Consider the following 16,687-nt stretch of genomic DNA (forward strand, 5'->3'; position numbering starts at 1 on the left):
GTTTTCTGGCGCTGGCATGTTTCTATCCCGCTTGTGATCTGGGTTTCCGACTCTTGGATTTCCCATCGTTTTTTCCCTTGATGCACCTGTTGACAAGCTTACCTTTTTCTTAAGTTGTCACCAATAGCCTCTTGCTGGAAACGAGATTTGAAAAGGCTTTTAGCTTAAGTTGACACCAATGGGCACGGCAGTGCCCCTACGGGTGTACTAAATAGCTCCCCAATTAGACACAAAGAAATGAATTACTCCTTCATTACTCTCACCGATAGCTTTTGAGCTACTTACATTTCACTATTTATTATACGTAAGCATTTTGTATAATCACTTCGTTAAGGGCAGTTATACGGAATAAGGCTTGATTTTATATAAATGTTTGTGATACTCTGCCTTCATCCATAAACTACAGCTACTCGATAAGTTAACCGTAGTTTATGATTACACAGTGTGCATCAAACGGGAATAACCCCTTATGCCAAAAGATTGGTATGAATGGCACGACCTCTACAACACTGAGCCAAAATTGCAGCAGCGTCTAGAAATCGTGCAGGAATATATTGCTTACAGCTTGAATGCCTCACGAAATGGAGCTATCCGAATAGTGAGTGTTTGCGCTGGTGATGGACGAGATTTATTAGGAACTTTAAAAAATCACCCTCGTGCAAAGGATGTTTCTGCACGACTGGTTGAAATAAATTCAAATTTAGTTGAGCGTGGACGAGCAACTATAGAGTCTTTGGGTTTAGCCAAACAAATTGAGTTTATCAATGGTGATGCAACTCTTGCCACTAACTATCTAGGAGGAGTACCAGCAGATATTGTGATTGTGTGTGGTGTGTTTGGCAATCTGGCACAGGAAGCTGAACTCAATCGCTTACTAGATAACCTGAGTTTTCTGAGTAAACCCGGTGCTTTTGTTATCTGGACTCGCGGACACTCTAACGGTATTCCCTACTCTGACAATGTGCGGAAAATTTTAAGTGCATCTGGATTTGAGGAAGTGAACTTCAAACTCACTGATACAAAAGATATGGGTGTTGGTCTCCATCAGTACCTTGGTGAAAACTTTGCTACACCCAAAGAGCAACAGTTATTTGTGTTTTCTGGCATTCCTAGGAAAGCGAGGTAAAAAATGTCTATTCAAAACACAGTATCGAGTTGGGAAGAAGTTTTAGAGATTGCTAGAAAAAATACTTCTGCGCGTAGGGTAAAGAGGCCGGGACAATCTCCTTCTACTGTACCAATACCCAGCAGTTTACAGAAACTTCCCCCAAACACACAACCACCAGTCTTGCTTTATCGAGATACTAATTCCTGGTGTCCTTTCTGCGAGAGAGTTTGGTTTGCTCTGGAAGAAAAGGAAATTCCCTTTGCAACGGAGTTTATTGATTTAAGTAATAAACCCAAATGGTACACTGACTTAGTTCCCACAACCCTTGTCCCAGCAGCAAAAATTAAGGGGAACTTAGTATATGAATCCAAAGATATTCTCTTGGCTTTAGAAGAAAGGTTTCCACATCCAGCATTACTGCCGGAAAATCCAGAGGAAAACGCTGTTGCTAGGCAGTTGCTTGAGGAGGCTGAGACTAACGGTTTTAGAGAGATTGCGTACAAATTCCTGAGAGAAGCACCTGTAGATGCTGATGATTTGGCAAACTTACAAGCAGCATTTGAGGCGAAGTTAGATGAACTTGAGGAAGCTTTGGCTAAATATTCCAGCCCCTACTTTGTAAGTACATTTAGCTTAGTTGACATTCTGTATAGCCCCCATCTAGATAGATTGGCGGCTAATTTACCTGTATATCGGGGATATCACCTCAAAGGAAATCCTCGCTTTCCTCGAATTAATGCTTGGTTTGATGCACTTAATCAGCGTCCTGCTTATCACAGGGTAAAATCGGATAATATCACCAACAATTTACTGTTGCGTCGCAGATGGGGTGTAGAACCAATTGGAAATCCTTTACCTCTGGATGTGACAGATAGTGAGAAAATTCAATATCGCGCAGAAGCCGCTGAGAGATTGAGCGATAATCGGGAAGTTGCGATCGCAGATATTATCAAAAATTCTGGAGTCCAAGCTTTAGCGGCAGACGGTGATTTTACCACAGTTAAGGACGCTGTTGATTTTCACTTGCGACAACTGGCTGATTATCTCATTCATGGCAATGGCGAAACCTTACCGGGTGGAAGGACTGGTGGTAAAAATAGTAGTGTTGATCCTATCTTCGCTGCTGTGGGTGCTATTACTTTCGCATATTTGAGAAATCGCATCTGCGCCCCCCGTGATATGAGTGCTGGAGCAGCAACAGCGTTTCGAGCAGCGATAGATAAATTGTTGACTTCTGTTTATTAATTTTGTGGGCGTTGCTGATTGAATGGATGAATTTGCCTTATGCAGAGACGCAGCGAAAAGTCGGAGCGCTCCTGAATTCTGCTGTACTTTGGAGACTTTATTGAGGAAAGGGAATTGCTAACAGTCCATAGTGAAAATGAACTACAGTTAACTGCTGATGTACTGGTAATTGGTGGTGGCCCTGCCGCAGCATGGGCAGCCTGGGCAGCCGCATCTCAAGATGCCAAAGTCATCATTGTTGATAAAGGTTTTCTGGGTACGAGTGGTGCGGCGGCGGCTAGTGGTAACGGCATCATGGCTCCTTCTCCAGAGAATTGGGACAAAGTTTTATCAGAGCGTTATCGCGTAGGAAAAAACCTCGCTAACTCACGTTGGATCGAGCGTGTTATCGAAAAAACTTGGCTGAGTTTGCCCCTAGTGGAAAGTTGGGGCTATCATTTCCCTAAAGAAGATGGGGAATCTGTGCGTCAGAGTTATTATGGCCCTGAATATATGCGGGTACTTCGCAAAAACCTTTTGCGTGTAGGTGTGCAGATTCTCGATCAAAGTCCCGCTCTAGAGCTTTTATTGGCTGACGACGGCTCAGTAGCTGGTGCAAGAGGTGTGCAGAGGCAGCATCATCGTACCTATACCGTTCGTGCTGGTGCAGTAGTCTTAGCGAATGGCGGTTGTGCATTCTTGAGTAAAGCATTAGGTTGCAATACCAATACAGGTGATGGACTGTTGATGGCAGTGGAAGCTGGTGGAGAACTTTCTAGTATGGAAGCTTCTAATCACTATGCAATTTCGACGGCTTTCAATGCCACTGTAACTAGGGGTGTTCCCTTTGGCTGGGCTAGTTATAGTGATGAAGCAGGCAATGATCTGGGTGGCTATATAAATGGTCGTCGTGATCCATCGTTTCTCCCTAATGCCCTACTGAAAGGCCCCGTTTATGCTCGTTTAGATCGAGCCACACCAGAAGTTAAAGCAGTGATTGAAAAGTCTCATTTCATTGCTTTTCTACCTTATACAAAAGCTGGTATTGACCCCTATACAGAACGAGTGCCTGTGACACTTGTTTTAGAGGGTACAGTCCGTGGTACAGGTGGGATTCGGATTGTGAATGATGATTGCGCTACAAAAGTTCCTGGTCTCTACGCTGCCGGTGATGCAGCATCGCGGGAGTTTTTAGCCGGTTTAGCTTCTGGGGGTGGTGGTCCCAATGCTGCGTGGGCAATTTCCACAGGGCAATGGGCTGGAGTTGGGGCAGCGGACTTTGCTAAGAGTTTGGGCGCTCATGCAAATGAACGGGTTGCGCGTCCTGCTGGTAAAGTGGGATTGCGATCAGCTACGCTGGGCAAAACGCCATCGCCTTTGGCGGGGTGTAGCCCATCATCGCCCTCACCCACTTCTGAAACATTCGATAGTGAAGCGATCGTGCGCGGTGTACAAGCCCAGATGTTACCGTTGGAGAAGAATTACTTACGTTCTGAACAGGGACTTTTGGATTCTCTCGCCAAATTAGAAACGCTGTGGCAGCAAGTACAAGAAAACCCGAAACAAGATACAGTGCGCGATGTGGAATTTTCTCGTCGAGCAGCGGCTTTAACGGCTGTAGCACGATGGGCATATTTTAGCGCGTTACATCGCACGGAAACGCGCAGCGAACATATTCGCATAGACTATCCTGAAACCGATCCAAATCAGCGTTATTACCAAGCAACAGGTGGCTTAGATAAGCTTTGGGTGAGGCGTGATTGGATTACGGATGCGATTGCTACACCACCAGTAATTACCACTCAAACCACACCTACTGTATCAAAGTTGTAGCAGGAGCATATCATGATCGAGCTTGTCAGCCATAAACTCTGTATCAATTGCAATTTGTGCGTCCAAGTTTGCCCTACCAATGTCTTTGACTCCGTACCCAACCAGCCACCTGCGATCGCCCGCAAGGAAGACTGTCAAACTTGTTTCATGTGTGAGGCTTATTGTCCTGCGGATGCACTCTATGTTGCGCCTGAATCTCATACAAGTGTTGCAGTCAATGAGGATGATTTAATTGAAAGTGGCATCATGGGTGAATATCGTAGCCTCTTGGGTTGGGGATATGGCAGGAAAAACAATAGCGAATTAGATACGGCTCATAAACTGCGTCAATTACCGCGTCCTTATCAAAGTTAATTTGGACTCTCTAAAGCACTTTTTGTTGTAGTTCTGGAAATACTTTAGAGACTTTATTTAAAAGATAATCGCCATAAGTCCCGCGAAATTCGTGGACACTGGCTTTATCCCAGCGATCGCTTTTATCATCATTCACTACTACATCCTTCAGTTCAATGGGTTTGACTTCAACGTTGAAATTGGGATCAAAGAAAAAGGGAAATGACAGGCGATTACTTGTTGATAGGTTCTGAACGCGGTGTGGTGTTGAGCGATACAGTCCTTGCGTCATGCGATCAAGCATATCCCCAATGTTGCATATGAATGAACCAGGAATAGGAGGTGCATCTATCCAACCAGACTTTGATTTGACTTGTAATCCACCGACATTATCTTGTTTGAGTATAGTTAATACACCGTAATCAGTATGTTCGCCAACGCCCCATTCAGATTTAGATAATGATGGATTAGGAGGGTAATTGAAAATCCGAAATAATATCAATGGGTCTTTTGTATAACGGTCTGCAAAGTAAGACTTTTCTAAACCTAGACTCAAGGCTATACCAGCCATGAGAATGTGTCCGAGTTTGGCCATTGAGTCTATATATTCAAGTACCGTTTCCCTAAATTGGGGAATGTTGGATGGAAAGAGATTGCGACCGTGCATTGGTACACCAGCTTTCACAAGTGGGTGATTTTCTTCTAGTTCTGTACCGAAGTAAATACCTTCTTTTAAGTCAGGTCTACCTGATGTCAATTCCTTACCCACAGAGAAATATCCTCGCCATGCTTTACCACCAAAAGCCATACGAATTTTCTGTTTAGTTTCTTCATCCTGCGCGAAGAACTGTTGGCTAAGATTTTCTAGTTTCTCTTGCAATTTTTCATCAACTCCATGTCCGACGATATAAAAGAAACCGTAATCTTGGCACGCTTGCCTAATTTGGTCTGCAACTACTTTAGAAGAGTTCCTAGTTTGGGAAATCAGCGCACTAATATCAATTATGGGAACTTGTGAAAACTCTTTATCTACATCTTGTAAGATTGTCATGCTCAGGTTCTCCTAGTTATGCGTAAACTAATATCTAGGCTACACAGAAAATTATATCGGTAACCATAATGTTGGGTATGGCGATCGCTAACTTTAGTCAGGTGCTTAGACAAAAGATTTTGAGTATAAATTTGTAAATTTTATTTTAAATACGGTAATTCGATAGAAATAGTGTATTATTATCTAAATGATTCTCATTATTTCTGCAAGTAACAATAAATTACTAAACAGTTAGTAATTTATTGTTAAAAAATTGTGTAAAAATATTGACAATTTAAGAACAAACATAATCCAGATATATGCGGTACAATCAGCTAGGTAATAGTGACCTAAAAGTTTCAGATATTTGCCTTGGCACAATGACTTATGGGCAGCAAAATAGTATTGAAGAAGCCCACCAGCAGCTAGATTATGCCACTAAAGAGGGAATCAACTTCATTGATGCAGCTGAGATGTATCCAGTACCAACCAGTGCTGAAACCTATGGCTTAACCGAAACTTATATTGGAGAATGGTTAAAACATCAACAGCGAGATCAACTAATAATTGCTACTAAAATAGCAGGGCCGGGTCGAGGCTTTAAGTGGCTACGTGATGGAGCTAAAGCCATTGATAGAGATAATATCAAACAAGCTGTAGATGATAGTCTGAAAAGGTTGCAGACAGACTATATTGATTTATATCAAATCCATTGGCCGGATCGTTATGTACCACGTTTTGGACAAACAGTTTTCGACCCTAACCAAGTCGGGGAAACAGTTCCCATCACTGAACAATTAGAAGTTTTTGCCGATGTCATAAATGCAGGTAAAATTCGCTATATCGGTTTAAGTAATGAAACTCCTTGGGGCATTGCACAATTTAGCCATGCAGCTAAACAATTAGGATTACCTAAAGTTGTTTCTATTCAAAATGCTTACAATTTACTCAATCGAGTTTTTGATGGCGCACTTGCAGAAGCAGTTTATTACGAAAACGTTCCTTTACTAGCTTACAGCCCTTTGGGATTTGGCTATTTAACTGGTAAATACCTCAACGGTAAACCAGAAAAAGCAAGAGTTACTTTATTTGAAAACTTTGGTCAGCGATATTTAAAACCAAATGTTAGCAAAGCAGTAGCAGCTTATGTAGAAATTGCCAAACGCCATCAACTAAGTCCTGCACAATTAGCGATCGCATTTGTGCGGAGTCGTTGGTTTGTTGCTAGTACGATTATTGGTGCTACCACCCTAGAACAACTCAAAGAGAATATAGAAAGCATCAATATAGTTCTTGATAAAGATATCTTGGCTGAATTGGATGCAGTTCACACTCAATATCCAAATCCAGCACCATAGGAGTGCTGATCTATCAGAAAACTATAGATCCCCGACTTCTCGAAGAAGTTGGGGATCTGAATAAAGCAAATGTGTAGAAAATTATGACGATCGCAACAGCATCAGTTGACCAAAATACTATTCGTCGCCGTGGTACTGGTTTAAGAGCTTATAATCCTGACAAGGTATTCAAGGGTTATACGCTTTTTACACCACTTACAGGTAAGGGAGAAGTATATCTTCTGAACCTAGAAGGAGAAGTAGTACATCAATGGAATTTGCCATATTCACCGGGTTTATATGGTTATCTTTTACCCAATGGCAACCTTTTTTATAATGGTAAGACGCTAGATATTCCGCCACATTTTCCTTTGTGGGCTGCCTTTAAAGGTGGCGTTGTCTTAGAAGCAGATCCCAAGGGAAATATTATTTGGGAATATAAACATCCAGATCATCATCACGACGGGCGCAGACTACGCAACGGGAACACGATTTTATTAGCTATTGAAAAGATACCTCAGTCTTTGATTCCCCGTATCAAAGGCGGTGTACCGGGAACAGAAGCAGACGGTGATATCTATGCTGATGTGCTTTACGAAGTTACTCCTGGGGGTGAGATTGTTTGGACTTGGCACGCCCATGAGCACTTAAATCCAGATATTTTTACTATCACTCCCCAAGATCAACGACACGAATGGACTCATGGTAATACTGTAGGCGAACTCGCTGACGGGAGTATTATAGTCAGCTTCCGTAATATCTCTACCGTCGTAATTATCGATCGCCAAACAGGAGAGATTATCTGGACACTCGGAGATGACGTGTTAGCACAGCAGCACTTTCCTAACGAATTAGCTAATGGCAATATCCTAATTTTTGACAATGGCGCACATCGTCGTCATACTGCTCTCAATTTCTCTCGTGTGATTGAAGTAAGCCGTCAAACGAAACAGATAGTTTGGCAATACACTGACAATCCACCTCAAAATTTCTTCAGTTCGTATATATCAGGCGCACAGCGTCTAGCGAATGGCAACACTTTAATTACAGAAGGTGCTTTCGGTCGCATATTTGAGGTGACAGTTACAGGAGAGATTGTTTGGGAATATGTCAATCCTCACTTTGCGGCAAGGAATCTTGGTGAGAAGTCAGCAGTAGCTAGTGGGGAACAAAATTCAGTCTTCCGTGCCTTTCGTTATGCACCTGAGGAAGTGCCTTGGCTTTAAAAAGGCAGGGAGCAGCAGGCTTTTGATTCGTAATTCTGCCAATAAACAAGTCTTAATTCATACAGGAACATTAACATGGCTGAAATCAAGATATATAGTGCGGTTGTTTGCCCTTATGCTCACCGTTCGCGTTTGGTACTTCAAGAAAAAGGTATCGACTTTGACTTGATTGAGATTAATTTGCAGAACAAGCCGGAGGGATTTACAGATATTTCTCCTTATGGAAAAGTGCCTGCGATCGCACATCATAATCACCGAGTTTGGGAATCGGCAGTAATTAACGAATATCTCAACGAAGTATTTCCAAATCCGCCGCTTTTGCCTAGCAGTCCCATTGCTAAAGCACAAGCTCGAATCTGGATTGATTTTGCTAATACTCGATTCGTTCCAGCTTTTTCTACTCTCTTGCGTAGTCCTGAGATCCAACAGCAAGAAGCAGCTAAACAAGAGTTGTACAAACATCTGGAATTTATCGAGAATGAAGCTTTTGGGAAGTTGTCAGGAGACGGCCCTTACTGGTTTGGCGAATCCGTTAGTTTGGTTGATTTCACATTTTACCCCTGGTTTGAGCGTTGGGCTGCACTGAAGCACCATCGAGGCTTTGCACTACCAGAGGAATTTACTCGTCTACGTCAATGGAAAAAGGCTTTAAAACAACGTGATTCTGTGGTGGCGATCGCTAATAGTAAGGAGTTTTACATAGAGCGATATGCTAGATTTGCTACCCCTGTTGCTGCCTAGTACTGCTTTTTGGTAGTCACAATAATTGTATCTTTCCCTAAGTTTTCGCCGCTCAAAATCTTTTTGGGCGGCGAAAAACCAAAGATACTGGAGAAACTATGAATTTAGGTATAATCGCAAGTCTGCTATAAATTGGGCAACTTAATCCTGGCGGAAAATTAGCTAGATAGTAGTGAATCTTCTGTCACCAAGCTTGATCTGCGGAAATAGGAAGCAGAGTTGAGTCCCATTGCGTTGCAATGTTGAGCGCACTTGCGGCAAATAGTGGCACAGAACATCATTGTGGCATCGCTGCTCATTTGTTCACAAGCTAGGGCGGTGCGATCGCAAATTTGGGCGCACAAACTACAGGTGTTTCCCATAAACTCAGAGCCGTCATTAATCATGTTGACGCACATCATGCACATTTCTGCACAGTCCCGCAACATGGACATCATAGTCATATCCATGTATTTACCACCCTGACTCTTGCAGTATTTGAGGGTATCAATGCAAGTAGTTTGGCATTCAATAGAGATTTGTTTGCAAGCTTCCATTTCAGTGAGTATAGATTCGGTTGTCATCATAGAAATAGTCTCCTTGTTGTCGCTGTTAGTGGTGTGGCTGACTTAATTAGCAAGGTAAAACTTTATTTTTGAGAAATCAATAGATTCTGGAGTTCTAGCAATTTGAATGCCCCTATACCTATATACTTGACGTAAATTAAGCGTCTTTTCATATTTAATGGGGAGCTACTTGGCTAAAATCCTTATTTATTAAGGGCTGAGACTCTTTTGTTAGTTATGGCGAATTACTTAATTGAAGTCAGCTATTCCTTAATATCCAGAATTGACTGTCAGTTTATTTGATTTGTCTGCCTACAAGATCAAAAAACAGTTGATAGATAATGCCGTTTTTATTTCCTAGATACTAAACCGTCAAAGCCTTGTCTAGTAAAGATTATAGCTATATTCTTCATTGAAAAAACTCATTAATTGAAAAAATGCTATGAGTATATTTTCTTATATTTCAGTAATGTCAAATTTTCATGACTTTATTAAGCCATAGTTCATCATGTAGTGGTGGTTTTGGGAATCCGAAGGGCATTCTGACTGAACTTAATTGAATTAAGGATGTTGCTGAATTTGAATATGATCAGGACTTACGCAAACCACAGCCGAAACCCTTATTCTCTGGTAGGGGCAATTCATGTAGCCAAAGGCTATTGCCCCTACAGCGTATAGTTTTTCGTAAGCCCTAATGATTTTCCAAAATGTACTTGCCTTTTACAGTTAACCATGCAACACTGCTATACTATGAGTAAACTACTAAATGTCTACCGATTTGTAGTAGTTAGTTTAGGCTAATCTTGCCACTACTAAGATAGTTTTTTTGTAAAAGTGCTTGCTCAGTAAGGATTTAAGATTAAGCAGACTCTAACAGAACTTAAGGAGAAGCAGTGTTAATTCAAAAATGTTGTTGCCCATCTAACTGAAAAATCACTGAATTTAAGCTCTTACTCTCTGCGCGAGACTAGCTCATGTTTTCAATCAGCAATGCCAAGGATTAAATCTTGGGAATTGGGCGAACTATACCTCCTCGTGTCGCAACGGAATCCTAACTTTCGCCATGTTCCAATTCCCATTTCCTCATCCATACTCACCATAAGGAGAAAAATAGATAATGGTGCAACTATTAGTTAAAGAAGAATCCAAACATTGGATCAATGTTGCTACTTCTTTATCTACGGAATTGGCAGCCACCGCAGTGGAAAGAGATAACAAAGCAGGGCTGCCAGATATAGAAATCCAACGGTTGCGAGAAACTTTTAAAGAAAGGGGAGAAGTAGCAGTTTCTGTTTTTGCAGCCAAGGCTTTTGCTACTCGCGTTGGTTTGAATCTCACCACAGGTATTTTTGAAGTTATGGGAACTCGTTCTACGGGGAGTAAATACGGCTTTGACCGTTACTGGCGAGATTTACGTACTTTCACGCTTCATGACCCTGTAGATTATAAGCTGCGCGATATTGGCAATTGGGTACTGAATGAACAATTACCCATAATCACGCAATATTCCTAAAGTTTCCGCCACAGTAGACCTCAAATCGGTTGCTTAAGGTGGGTAAAACCACCTTAATTCCTTTTTTTCAATTGCGGATGTAGTTAAGTAAATAGATCAAATCTCATGCATTCGCCATTAGGCCCAAAAAACTTGTAGAGACGGCGATTTATCGCGTCTCGAAAACCCAAAATTTTGTACCATTAGCCCGTATTGCATTAGGCGGTAGCGTTGCGTAGCAAAGAGTAGGCGCAGAAGCGCAGAGATATACAGTTATGAATCAGAGAAAATCCAAGGTTATTGTGAGTGCAGCTAGTAGACGATCTTTTTTGTTACACACTGGTATCTTTACTGCAAGTGGTGTTGTAGCAGGGGCAGTGGGTTTAAAGTTTTCTGCTCAAAAAGGTCAGGCACAAGAGCAGGTATCTTCTGCTAAAAACAAGTTTACAGAAAAGGCTTATCGCATACGTATTGCCTCAGCCGAGGCTAATCGTCAAATTCCCATTGCGTCTAATCCTACTAATGGCGATGAGGAACGGTATCCTAATAAGATTGGTTCTGATACTAGGGGACTACCACACAATAAACAGGGTGAAGTTGATCTCAAAGCCTATGACTCTTTAACTAAAGCAGTAACAACCCATGATCATGATGACTTTGAAAAGGTCATTTTGGGTGGCACCAGAAAATTGGTTAATACTCAGGGGCCTCTCGCGGTCAGTTTAGAAGGATGTCATGGGGTGCAGGTAGCAGTACCGCCGCCACCAACTCTAGCTAGTTCAGAACGGGCTGTAGAAGCTGTTGAACTGTATTGGCAAGCCCTATTGCGGGACGTACCTTTTCATAAACTACAGAACAACACCGACGATCCTTTGGTATTGGCAGCGGTTGAGGAACTTAATCAGCTTTCAACGTTCAAAGGGCCAAAACAAAATGGACGTGTCACTCCCCAAACCCTGTTTCGTGGTAGTGTCACCTACGTTGATCAAAGTGACAAATCTGGCAGGACAGCAAAACACGTAACTCCGCCAGGGATATTAGTTGGCCCTTACATCTCCCAATTTGCATTGCTAAATATTCCTTGGGGCGTTCAGTTTATTCCGCCTGTGATTCGGACGGCTTTACCTGGTAATGATTTCCTCACTGATTATGAAGAATGGCTGAATGTACAGAATGGCGGTACTCCTAGAGCTATTAAGTATGACCCAGTACGCCGTTACATATCGACAATTCGTGACTTATCAGAATTTTCCCATGCACCAGGCGCAGCATTTTCTGGTGCTGCTCTCATTTTGGGTAGTAGTCGCAAAGCTAACGACCCTTTAAGTAGTGGAATTGGCGCACCCTTTAATTCAGGTAATCCCTTTGTTAAATCAAAAACCCAACAGGGGGGCAATGGATCATTTGCTCTCGGACATTTAGAAGCCTTAGTGTACTTGGGTAGATCCCGCGCTATTAGAGCTGCATACTGGCAGAAGTTTTATGTACACCGCACTCTGCGTCCAGAAGCTTATGGTGGGCTAGTTCATAACAACATTGTCAATAAAACCAAATATCCGACTCATAGAGATATATTAAATTCCCAAGCTTTAGCTCGGAGTTTTAGTAAATTTGGTTCCTATCTCTTACCGCATGGATACCCAGAAGGCGCACCCATTCATTCATCTTACGTTGGTGGTGCAGCTGCGATCGCTGGTGTTAGTGCCACAATTTTAAAAGCATACTTTGACGAAGATTTTGTCATCCCCAATCCCGTAGTCCCCGATCCTAATGACCCCACTAAGGTGATTCCCTACAAAGGAGAGCCTTTAACCGTGGGTGGAGAATTGAACAAACTAGCAGCTAATTACACCCTTGGCCGTGGTCATGGTGGTATTCACTGGCGTACAGATGGTTCTGCTGGCATAGCTTTGGGTGAAGCAATTGCTATTAGTATCTTGAAAGATGAGAGGTTAGGTTACAACGAAAAATTCAATGGCTTCACATTCACAAAATTTGATGGGACAAAAGTCACAGTTTAAATCTTTTGTTTGACAACCTGTTTAATAATTCAATGTGGATTAATTCATGAAAGATTTCAAAAAAAATTTTGCATCCTGGAAAAACCAACGCATCACTCGTCGTCACGCTTTATTTGCTTTTGGCTACAGTTTAGTATTATCTACCACAGTATTTAGTTGTAGTAATTCACCAAATAATTCTCAGCAACAATCAGCTTCACCGGCTTCTAATGTAGCTAGTAGTAATACTACTGCCAATAAAGTAATTAGAATTGTCCGCTCTAAACAACTGACTGCCCTAGCTGTCTTAGAAGAAAAAGGTATTCTAGCAGAACGATTAAAACCTTTAGGGTATAGGGTAGAGTGGCCAGAATTTGCTGCCGGGCCACAACAATTAGAAGCTTTAAATGCAGGCGCACTTGATATTGCCTCTACAGCAGAATCTCCTCCTGTTTTCTCTCAAGCAGCCGGCGCACCTCTTGTATATCTAGCGGCTAACTCTTCTGATGGGCAAGCAGTTTCACTGTTAGTTCCTAAAAACTCTCCTATTCAAAGTGTCAAAGATTTAAAAGGAAAAAAAGTAGCTTTTCAAAAAGCATCAATTGGTCATTATCTTATACTTAGAGCCTTAGAAAAAGAAGGTTTAAAGCTCAGTGATATAGAATCAGTTGGTCTAGCGCCTCCAGATGCTAATGTAGCATTTAGCCAAGGGAAAGTAGATGCTTGGTTTATTTGGGAACCATTTGTTACAAGAAATGTCCAAAATAACACGGCGCGGGTTTTAACTCATGGTGGTAATGGCTTGCGAGATACTAACAACTTTTTCTCTACAAATCGTAAATTCTATGAAGAAAACAGAGAAGTAATCAAGGTCGTTTTAGAAGAACTGCAAAAAGCCCAAAATTGGGCTAAGAATAATCCTAAAGAACTTTCCCAATTGCTCTCTGGTACAACTCAACTTGATCCACCTACATTAGAGATTATGCACAAAAAGTATGATTTCACGCTTATACCAATTACCGAAAAAATTATTAATAAACAACAAGAAGTTGCAGATAAATGGTACAGTTTGGGATTGATACCTAAGAAGGTAAATGTGAGAGATGGTTTCTTGACTCCTGAACAATATGCCGAAATCACTCCTCAAGAAGTGCTTGCAAAACAATAATATTTGGAGCGTGAATTACTAGTTGTTATTCGGAAATTGTGGAAAATTTTAATAGTTGATTATGTCTACACTCACCTTAAATAACTTTCAAATTACTGAAATTAATGCACCTCTAGGCGTTGTAGTCACTGGACTTAATGCTAGTCAGCCAATTAAACCTGAAGTTATCTTACAACTGAAACAAGCATTACTTGAACATCACATCCTTATCTTCAAAAATCAAAATCTGACTGATGAGCAATTCTTAAACTTTGCTTTTCATTTTGGTTCTCTATTTGTCCCGCCAGATGACATCCCAGTTCTTGCTTCTCAGCCAGGAGCCACACCCGTAATAATTCCCGTTTCTAATGTTGATGGCGGCTATACTGGAACTGCTGAACTAAGTTTTCATTCTGATCATAAGTGGACTCCTTATCCTTCCAGTGGTTCTTTACTCTATGCTTTGGAAGTACCCAGCGAAGGTGGAGATACTTACTGGTTAAATCTGAATTTAGCCTATGAAACTCTGGATGAGTTTACAAAGCGTCGGATTGCAGATTTGCAGTTAATTACATACAATCCCTTTTTATATAAACCAAATACACCTCGTTCTAAATACCGTCTAGACAAGAGTATTCCCCTAATTAGTCCTGTATTTCCTCACCCACTAGTACGGACACATCCAGAAAGTGGAAAAAAGATTTTATATTTAGATTACGCCACAGAAGTAGAAATTGTTGGTCTAGATCCGCAAGAAGGATCTGAATTAATTGAACAGCTGCGATCGCATTTACATCAACCTCGGTTTTATTATCAACACAAATGGTCTGTAGGCGATATTGTCTATTGGGATAATCAAGCAACTTTGCATTATCGTCAAGCATTTAATCCCAATCAGCGCCGGGTGATGAAACGGATAAGTTTAGCGGGTAGCCGTCCATTTTGAGAAAAATCCTATTTATTTGAAAAAATAAGTTGACATAGAATAACCCCGGTTCCTTGAATAAACTGGGGTTTTGTACTTTATGATGGTTTAAGTTTTATTGATTGAGAATATATAAATTTTATCTCCAAACTTATTAACGTCAATTATTTATATTTTTTGACGAACTTAGATAATATATATTATAATCTACATTAAGATTATCGGGTTACCGTTCTTTGTTTTAATTGAAGGCAGAAATCGAAATGGCATTAGCTCAACACATCAATATCCAAGACGCTAAAAAAGTAAATGATTATTTCTTGTGGAAGATATTACTACTTAGTACAGATTTGTTAAAGCAGCTATGGTGGCACACTAAAGCATACATAACAGTTTTGGGTATTATGTTATTGACTTTTGCCAGTCTCGGATTTGTATATATACATTATTTATCTGGAAAAAGTTTAAGTCGATTTTTTCAACATGAAACTGTTATAGAACAAAAATGAGTATATATAACAGATTGCAAATTACATCTTATCTAGCTCCCAATTGGTTCGGATTTTATCAAGCGATCGCAGCTTATTTAGATCGTGTTTTAAAAATAGAATTCCAACTACAACAAGGTGAATATGATCCCCTAGAAGATGAGCTATTATTCCAAGACCAGATAGACTTAGCTTTTATTTGTGGATTGCCACTAATTCGCTATAGTCAAATAGTTTCAAACCAATTTCAGACTTTAGTTGCGCCAGTAATGCAATCATCACGATATAGCAACTGCCCTGTTTACTATGCAGATGTTATTGTCAATGCTAATAGTAATATCAAAAAGTTTACAGATTTAGCAGGAAAAACATTTTGTTATAATGATCTAGGTTCTAATAGTGGTTATAATTTACTTTCTCATAAATTAGTTCCAGAAAAATATCCTGAAAATTTCTTTGGCAAAACGGTAAAATCAGGTTCACATCAGCGTTCAATTCGCTGGGTAGTTGAGGGATTGGCAGATTGTGCAACGATTGATAGTGTGGTGCTAGAACAGGAATTAAAGGACTTCCCTGAATTATCACAGCATTTGCGTGTGGTGGAAGTCCTGGGGCCTTCTCCAATGCCACCATTGGTAGTAGCACAGCGTTTAGGTATATCTTTAATTCAGCAAATGCAGTTGGCATTACTCCAACCAGATGCAGAGTTACAAAAAGTGATGAAACAGTTCGGAGTCAGACGTTTTGCCGCAGTGAGATTGGAAGATTATCAGATATTAAATCAGATTTATAAAGACCGCTCTTGTGTTAGCTTGTCTAGGTAAGAAATAAAAGAAAAGCTCAAGCAGAGGCACAAAGAGAAGGAGAGGGGTTCTCAATTATCTATCTCCCAATCTTTCAGTAAGCAAATTATTAACGCGCTTGAACTCCCTGGTGTTATGGGTGACGAGGGTTAAGTTATTTGTCAGTGCGATAGCGGCAATTTGTAAATCATAAGCTCCAATTGGAGTGCCTAATGTTTCTAGTTGAGAGCGAATCGTTCCAAAAATCATTGTTGCTAGGTCGTCAAAAGCTAATGATGTAAATTGAGCTAAAAATTCTTGTTGTAAGGTAAGATTAAGTACTGGATTGGCACTTTTCATTGCGCCATAAAATAGTTCAGCTTTGACGATTGAGCAAACGGCAATATCTTTAGTTGCAGTGGATTCTAGTTTCTGCTTTAAGGTGGAATTTTTTCCACGCATATAAATAATGCAAG

At 40.9% G+C, this 16,687-nt stretch carries 16 protein-coding genes; 13 read left to right on the plus strand and 3 right to left on the minus strand.

Annotated features, from left to right (window positions below; genetic code table 11):
- The first annotated feature begins 469 nt into the window (after positions 1 to 469).
- The 4 genes from H6G92_RS25915 (at position 470) to H6G92_RS25930 (ending at position 4,519) form a co-directional block, all read left to right on the plus strand.
- Positions 470 to 1,126, plus strand: coding sequence for a class I SAM-dependent methyltransferase family protein (locus tag H6G92_RS25915; RefSeq protein ID WP_190897193.1), 657 nt, complete (start codon positions 470 to 472; stop codon positions 1,124 to 1,126).
- A 3-nt stretch (positions 1,127 to 1,129) separates the two neighbouring features.
- A complete protein-coding gene (locus H6G92_RS25920; RefSeq protein WP_190897195.1) occupies positions 1,130 to 2,353 on the plus strand; it encodes a glutathione S-transferase family protein in 1,224 nt (407 codons plus the stop codon).
- Between the two features lie 114 nt (positions 2,354 to 2,467).
- Positions 2,468 to 4,165, plus strand: a complete 1,698-nt coding sequence (locus H6G92_RS25925) for an FAD-binding protein (RefSeq protein ID WP_242059309.1) — start codon at positions 2,468 to 2,470, stop codon at positions 4,163 to 4,165.
- Between the two features lie 12 nt (positions 4,166 to 4,177).
- Complete coding sequence (locus H6G92_RS25930) at positions 4,178 to 4,519, plus strand: 4Fe-4S binding protein (RefSeq protein WP_181929948.1); 342 nt, start codon at positions 4,178 to 4,180, stop codon at positions 4,517 to 4,519.
- A gap of 10 nt (positions 4,520 to 4,529) precedes the next feature.
- Here the strand turns inward: H6G92_RS25930 and H6G92_RS25935 are convergent, their stop codons facing one another.
- The gene (locus H6G92_RS25935) at positions 4,530 to 5,549 is read right to left on the minus strand and encodes an isopenicillin N synthase family dioxygenase (protein WP_190897197.1); all 1,020 of its coding nucleotides are present in this window, start codon (positions 5,547 to 5,549) and stop codon (positions 4,530 to 4,532) included.
- A 299-nt stretch (positions 5,550 to 5,848) separates the two neighbouring features.
- Between H6G92_RS25935 and H6G92_RS25940 the strand changes: the two genes are divergently transcribed.
- The 3 genes from H6G92_RS25940 to H6G92_RS25950 all read left to right on the plus strand — a co-directional run bounded on the left by H6G92_RS25940 (position 5,849) and on the right by H6G92_RS25950 (position 8,832).
- The gene (locus tag H6G92_RS25940) at positions 5,849 to 6,886 is read left to right on the plus strand and encodes an NADP(H)-dependent aldo-keto reductase (protein WP_190897199.1); all 1,038 of its coding nucleotides are present in this window, start codon (positions 5,849 to 5,851) and stop codon (positions 6,884 to 6,886) included.
- Positions 6,887 to 6,969: 83 nt separating this feature from the next.
- The gene (locus tag H6G92_RS25945) at positions 6,970 to 8,091 is read left to right on the plus strand and encodes an aryl-sulfate sulfotransferase (RefSeq protein ID WP_190897201.1); all 1,122 of its coding nucleotides are present in this window, start codon (positions 6,970 to 6,972) and stop codon (positions 8,089 to 8,091) included.
- Between the two features lie 75 nt (positions 8,092 to 8,166).
- Positions 8,167 to 8,832, plus strand: a complete 666-nt coding sequence (locus H6G92_RS25950; RefSeq protein WP_190897203.1) for a glutathione S-transferase family protein — start codon at positions 8,167 to 8,169, stop codon at positions 8,830 to 8,832.
- Positions 8,833 to 8,990: 158 nt separating this feature from the next.
- Here the strand turns inward: H6G92_RS25950 and H6G92_RS25955 are convergent, their stop codons facing one another.
- Positions 8,991 to 9,395 (minus strand): four-helix bundle copper-binding protein, encoded by a 405-nt coding sequence (locus H6G92_RS25955; protein ID WP_199344983.1) that lies wholly within the window; start codon positions 9,393 to 9,395, stop codon positions 8,991 to 8,993.
- Positions 9,396 to 10,494: 1,099 nt separating this feature from the next.
- Here H6G92_RS25955 and H6G92_RS39725 point away from each other — a divergent pair.
- From H6G92_RS39725 to H6G92_RS25985, 6 genes are all read left to right on the plus strand, one after another.
- Positions 10,495 to 10,890 (plus strand): hypothetical protein, encoded by a 396-nt coding sequence (locus tag H6G92_RS39725; RefSeq protein ID WP_242059310.1) that lies wholly within the window; start codon positions 10,495 to 10,497, stop codon positions 10,888 to 10,890.
- A 254-nt stretch (positions 10,891 to 11,144) separates the two neighbouring features.
- Positions 11,145 to 12,890: a vanadium-dependent haloperoxidase gene (locus tag H6G92_RS25965; RefSeq protein WP_190897205.1), complete on the plus strand. Its 1,746-nt coding sequence runs from the start codon at positions 11,145 to 11,147 to the stop codon at positions 12,888 to 12,890.
- 46 nt (positions 12,891 to 12,936) lie between these two features.
- Entirely contained in the window at positions 12,937 to 14,037 is a 1,101-nt protein-coding gene (locus H6G92_RS25970) for an aliphatic sulfonate ABC transporter substrate-binding protein (protein WP_190897207.1), read from the plus strand.
- A 61-nt stretch (positions 14,038 to 14,098) separates the two neighbouring features.
- Positions 14,099 to 14,962 (plus strand): TauD/TfdA dioxygenase family protein, encoded by an 864-nt coding sequence (locus H6G92_RS25975; protein WP_190897210.1) that lies wholly within the window; start codon positions 14,099 to 14,101, stop codon positions 14,960 to 14,962.
- A gap of 242 nt (positions 14,963 to 15,204) precedes the next feature.
- Entirely contained in the window at positions 15,205 to 15,450 is a 246-nt protein-coding gene (locus H6G92_RS25980; RefSeq protein WP_190897212.1) for a hypothetical protein, read from the plus strand.
- Entirely contained in the window at positions 15,447 to 16,253 is an 807-nt protein-coding gene (locus H6G92_RS25985) for a phosphate/phosphite/phosphonate ABC transporter substrate-binding protein (protein WP_190897214.1), read from the plus strand. Before H6G92_RS25980 ends, H6G92_RS25985 begins: the two co-directional genes overlap by 4 nt.
- Before the next feature lie 54 nt (positions 16,254 to 16,307).
- Here the strand turns inward: H6G92_RS25985 and H6G92_RS25990 are convergent, their stop codons facing one another.
- Positions 16,308 to 16,673 (minus strand): type II toxin-antitoxin system VapC family toxin, encoded by a 366-nt coding sequence (locus H6G92_RS25990; RefSeq protein ID WP_313889997.1) that lies wholly within the window; start codon positions 16,671 to 16,673, stop codon positions 16,308 to 16,310.
- Between the last annotated feature and the right edge of the window lie 14 nt (positions 16,674 to 16,687).

The organism is Nostoc foliaceum FACHB-393, from assembly GCF_014698505.1.
In the GTDB taxonomy this organism is placed as follows: domain Bacteria; phylum Cyanobacteriota; class Cyanobacteriia; order Cyanobacteriales; family Nostocaceae; genus Nostoc; species Nostoc foliaceum_A.

Excerpts from the sequence above, each read along its gene's own strand:
- H6G92_RS25915 (WP_190897193.1), top strand. The coding sequence starts at position 470 with ATGCCAAAAGATTGGTATGAATGGCACGACCTCTACAACACTGAGCCA.
- H6G92_RS25920 (WP_190897195.1), top strand. The coding sequence starts at position 1,130 with ATGTCTATTCAAAACACAGTATCGAGTTGGGAAGAAGTTTTAGAGATT.
- H6G92_RS25930 (WP_181929948.1), top strand. The coding sequence starts at position 4,178 with ATGATCGAGCTTGTCAGCCATAAACTCTGTATCAATTGCAATTTGTGC.
- H6G92_RS25935 (WP_190897197.1), bottom strand. The coding sequence starts at position 5,549 with ATGACAATCTTACAAGATGTAGATAAAGAGTTTTCACAAGTTCCCATA.
- H6G92_RS25940 (WP_190897199.1), top strand. The coding sequence starts at position 5,849 with ATGCGGTACAATCAGCTAGGTAATAGTGACCTAAAAGTTTCAGATATT.
- H6G92_RS25945 (WP_190897201.1), top strand. The coding sequence starts at position 6,970 with ATGACGATCGCAACAGCATCAGTTGACCAAAATACTATTCGTCGCCGT.
- H6G92_RS25950 (WP_190897203.1), top strand. The coding sequence starts at position 8,167 with ATGGCTGAAATCAAGATATATAGTGCGGTTGTTTGCCCTTATGCTCAC.
- H6G92_RS25955 (WP_199344983.1), bottom strand. The coding sequence starts at position 9,395 with ATGACAACCGAATCTATACTCACTGAAATGGAAGCTTGCAAACAAATC.
- H6G92_RS39725 (WP_242059310.1), top strand. The coding sequence starts at position 10,495 with ATGGTGCAACTATTAGTTAAAGAAGAATCCAAACATTGGATCAATGTT.
- H6G92_RS25965 (WP_190897205.1), top strand. The coding sequence starts at position 11,145 with ATGAATCAGAGAAAATCCAAGGTTATTGTGAGTGCAGCTAGTAGACGA.
- H6G92_RS25970 (WP_190897207.1), top strand. The coding sequence starts at position 12,937 with ATGAAAGATTTCAAAAAAAATTTTGCATCCTGGAAAAACCAACGCATC.
- H6G92_RS25975 (WP_190897210.1), top strand. The coding sequence starts at position 14,099 with ATGTCTACACTCACCTTAAATAACTTTCAAATTACTGAAATTAATGCA.
- H6G92_RS25980 (WP_190897212.1), top strand. The coding sequence starts at position 15,205 with ATGGCATTAGCTCAACACATCAATATCCAAGACGCTAAAAAAGTAAAT.
- H6G92_RS25985 (WP_190897214.1), top strand. The coding sequence starts at position 15,447 with ATGAGTATATATAACAGATTGCAAATTACATCTTATCTAGCTCCCAAT.
- H6G92_RS25990 (WP_313889997.1), bottom strand. The coding sequence starts at position 16,673 with ATGCGTGGAAAAAATTCCACCTTAAAGCAGAAACTAGAATCCACTGCA.